The organism is Streptomyces sp. NPDC059853, from assembly GCF_042731495.1.
Lineage (GTDB): Bacteria > Actinomycetota > Actinomycetes > Streptomycetales > Streptomycetaceae > Streptomyces.
The window spans coordinates 1-2,774 of sequence record NZ_JBHWJL010000454.1 but is presented as its reverse complement, the minus strand read 5'-3'; the positions used below and the strand labels follow the sequence as shown (position 1 = coordinate 2,774).

Annotated in this window: 2 protein-coding genes; one reads left to right on the top strand and one right to left on the bottom strand. The window is 71.4% G+C overall.

Features of this window, described 5'->3' with window-relative positions:
* Positions 1-1,190: ABC transporter substrate-binding protein (locus ACFV5N_RS26625; protein ID WP_385604740.1), on the bottom strand; the 1,190-nt coding region annotated here is incomplete at its 3' end.
* Between the two features lie 296 nt (positions 1,191-1,486).
* On the opposite strand from ACFV5N_RS26625, the gene ACFV5N_RS26620 reads away from it, so the two are divergent.
* A complete protein-coding gene (locus ACFV5N_RS26620) occupies positions 1,487-2,524 on the top strand; it encodes a LacI family DNA-binding transcriptional regulator (protein ID WP_385604737.1) in 1,038 nt (345 codons plus the stop codon).
* Positions 2,525-2,774 lie beyond the last annotated feature (250 nt).

Sequence of the window (2,774 nt, the reverse complement as noted above, 5' to 3'; positions counted from 1 at the left end):
ATCTGGAGCAGACCGTCCGCGAACGCCTCCTGGATCAGCTGGTCACGCGGCCCGATGATGGTGGGCGGGATCTCCGCGGCGGCGGCGGAGAAGATCTCCCCCATCGGCATCCCCTCGAAGTAGGGGTGCGTGGCCTCCTGGACGACCGACTCCTGCTGGGCCACCAGGGACGACGGGAAGCTGCCGCGCTCGGCGAAGAGCTTGGCCTGCTGCTCGGGGGCGGTCAGCCACGCGGCCAGCTTGACCGCTTCCTCGCGGTTGCTGCCCGCCTCGGGCACACCGACGAAGGCACCGCCCCAGTTGGACGGCACGGGCGCGGGAGCGGCGTCCCACAGACCGGCGGCGGCGTCCCCGGCCTTCTCCTGGATGTAGCCGAGCATCCAGGCCGGGCAGGAGATGGTCGCGAAGTCGCCATTGGCCATGGCGCGCTCCCACTCCGGGGTGAACTGCTTCTGGCGGGTGCTCAGGCCGCCCTCCTCGGTGCGCACGCCCAGCTCCCAGGCGGCCTGCACGGCTTCGCTGTCCTCGTAGATCAGCTCGCCCTGCGCGTCGTAGTAGCGCTCCTCGTAGCTGGAGACGACACCGTTGTACACACCACCGGGGGAGTCCACCCAGGAGACGCCGTCCGGGGCGTTCTCCTGGAACTGCTCACCGGTCTCGATGTACGCGGACCAGTCGCCGGCCCACAGCGCGCCGACCTCCTCGCGGTCGGTGGGCAGCCCGGCCGCCTCGAAGAGGTCCTTGCGGTAGCAGATGGCGGTGGGGCCGATGTCGGTGCCGAGCCCGATCAGGCGGCCGTCCGCGCTCGTGGACTGGACCAGCTTCCACGGGGCGAAGTGGCTGGTGTCGATGTCCTCGTACTCATTGAAGTCCACCCAGCGGGAGTTGAGGTCGCCCGCCATGTCGGCGATGTTGGCGACCTCGATGGCCTGGATGTCGGCCAGCCCGCTGCCCTGGGAGAGCCGGGTGAGCAGCTGGGCTATGTAGTCCTTGTTCTCGGTGATCGAGTCCTGCTCGATCTTGATGTGCGGGTTGAGGTCCATGTACTCGTCGTAGAGTCCGGCCTCCTCGTAGCCGAACTGGCCGAAGACACCGACCCTGAGGGTGATCTGGTCGCCGTCGCCGTCGTCGCTGCTCGAACAGGCGGCGAGCAGGCCGCCGGTGAGAACGGCGGTCAGACCGATCGCCATCGCTCTGGCGGTCCTGCCACGCGGGCGGTATGACACTTCGGGGGTGTTGCGCATAACGGGTCGTCCTCCTGGCGCACTGACGTTGCCTTCCCGGCCGGGTGATGCGGCGCGCGTGTGGGGGTGGGGCCTGGGTTCGGAACGTACGAGGTCTGTAGGGTTTCTGGTCTGTGGGAGCGCTCCCAGTTGTGATGGGTTGAAGGCTCCCCGAGCCCTTGGCAGGTGTCAAGGCATCGGACACGACGACTCGGTATCCGTGATGTAGTTGGAAACTGGGGCGGGTGAACGGGAGGAAAGCGATGGTTCGTACAGGACGCGGCTCCGGCCGTGACGGCAGACCGACCCTGGAGCAGGTCGCGGCCCGCGCCGGAGTCGGCCGCGGCACGGTCTCGCGCGTGATCAACGGCTCCCCCCGGGTGAGTGACCGCACCCGGGCCACGGTGGAGCAGGCGATCGCCGACCTGGGGTACGTACCCCACCGCGCGGCGCGCGCCCTGGCCGCCAACCGCGCCGACGCCATCGCCCTGGTCATCCCGGAGGCGGAGGCGCGGCTCTTCGCCGAACCGTACTTCTCCGGCATCATCCGGGGCGTCACCGCCGAGCTGGCCGACACCGACATCCAGCTGCTGCTCACCCTGATCCGCACTCCGAAGGAACGGCAGCGCTTCGGCCAGTACGCCTCCAGCCGGCGGGTGGACGGCGTGCTGCTCGTCTCCGTCCACGGTGATGACCCCCTGCCGGACCTGCTCACCGAGATCGGCATGCCCGCCGTCATGAACGGCCGCCGCTCGGCGCAGGAGTCCTTCCCGCACGTCGACTGCGACAATCTCGGCGGCGCCCAGCTCGCGGTCGAGCATCTGCTGGGACGCGGCCGCGGCACGGTCGCCACCATCACCGGACCGCTGGACATGTACGCGGCCCAGTGCCGGCTGGCCGGCTACCGCGAGGCGCTGCGGGCCGCCGGCCGTGAGGCGGACGAGGACCTGGTGGCGCACGGCGACTTCACCGAGGAGAGCGGCCACGCGGCGATGCGGGCACTGCTGCGCCGCCGCCCTGGTCTCGACGCGGTGTTCTGCGCCTCCGACCTGATGGCGATCGGTGCGCGGCGGGCGCTGCGGGAGGTCGGCCGCACCGTGCCGGGGGACGTGGCGCTGGTCGGGTTCGACGACTCCTCGATGGCCCGGCACATGGACCCGCCGCTGACGAGCGTCCGGCAGCCGATGGAGGGGATGGGACGGGCGATGACCCGGGCCCTGCTGGCGGAGATCTCGGACGGCGGTCAGGAGCGCCCGCACCTGGTGCTGCCGACGGAGCTGGTGCGGCGTTCGTCGTCGTGACGCGGCGGGGGCGGCGCGACGATCGGACGGCTTGACGGGCGGCGCGTCGGTGCCGGTGCTGCGCGGCGCCCGATGGTGGGGCGGCGCGTGCACGTGCGGCCCGGCGGCGGGTGCGTGCGCCCGGCCCGGCGGTGGGGCACGCGTGTGTGCACACCACGCCGACGACAGAGCGGAGAGCACGCTCCGCTGACGAGGCGGCGAACGGGCGGCCCAGGGGGTGGACGGGCCCGGGTGGCGGCTGTGGGGCCCC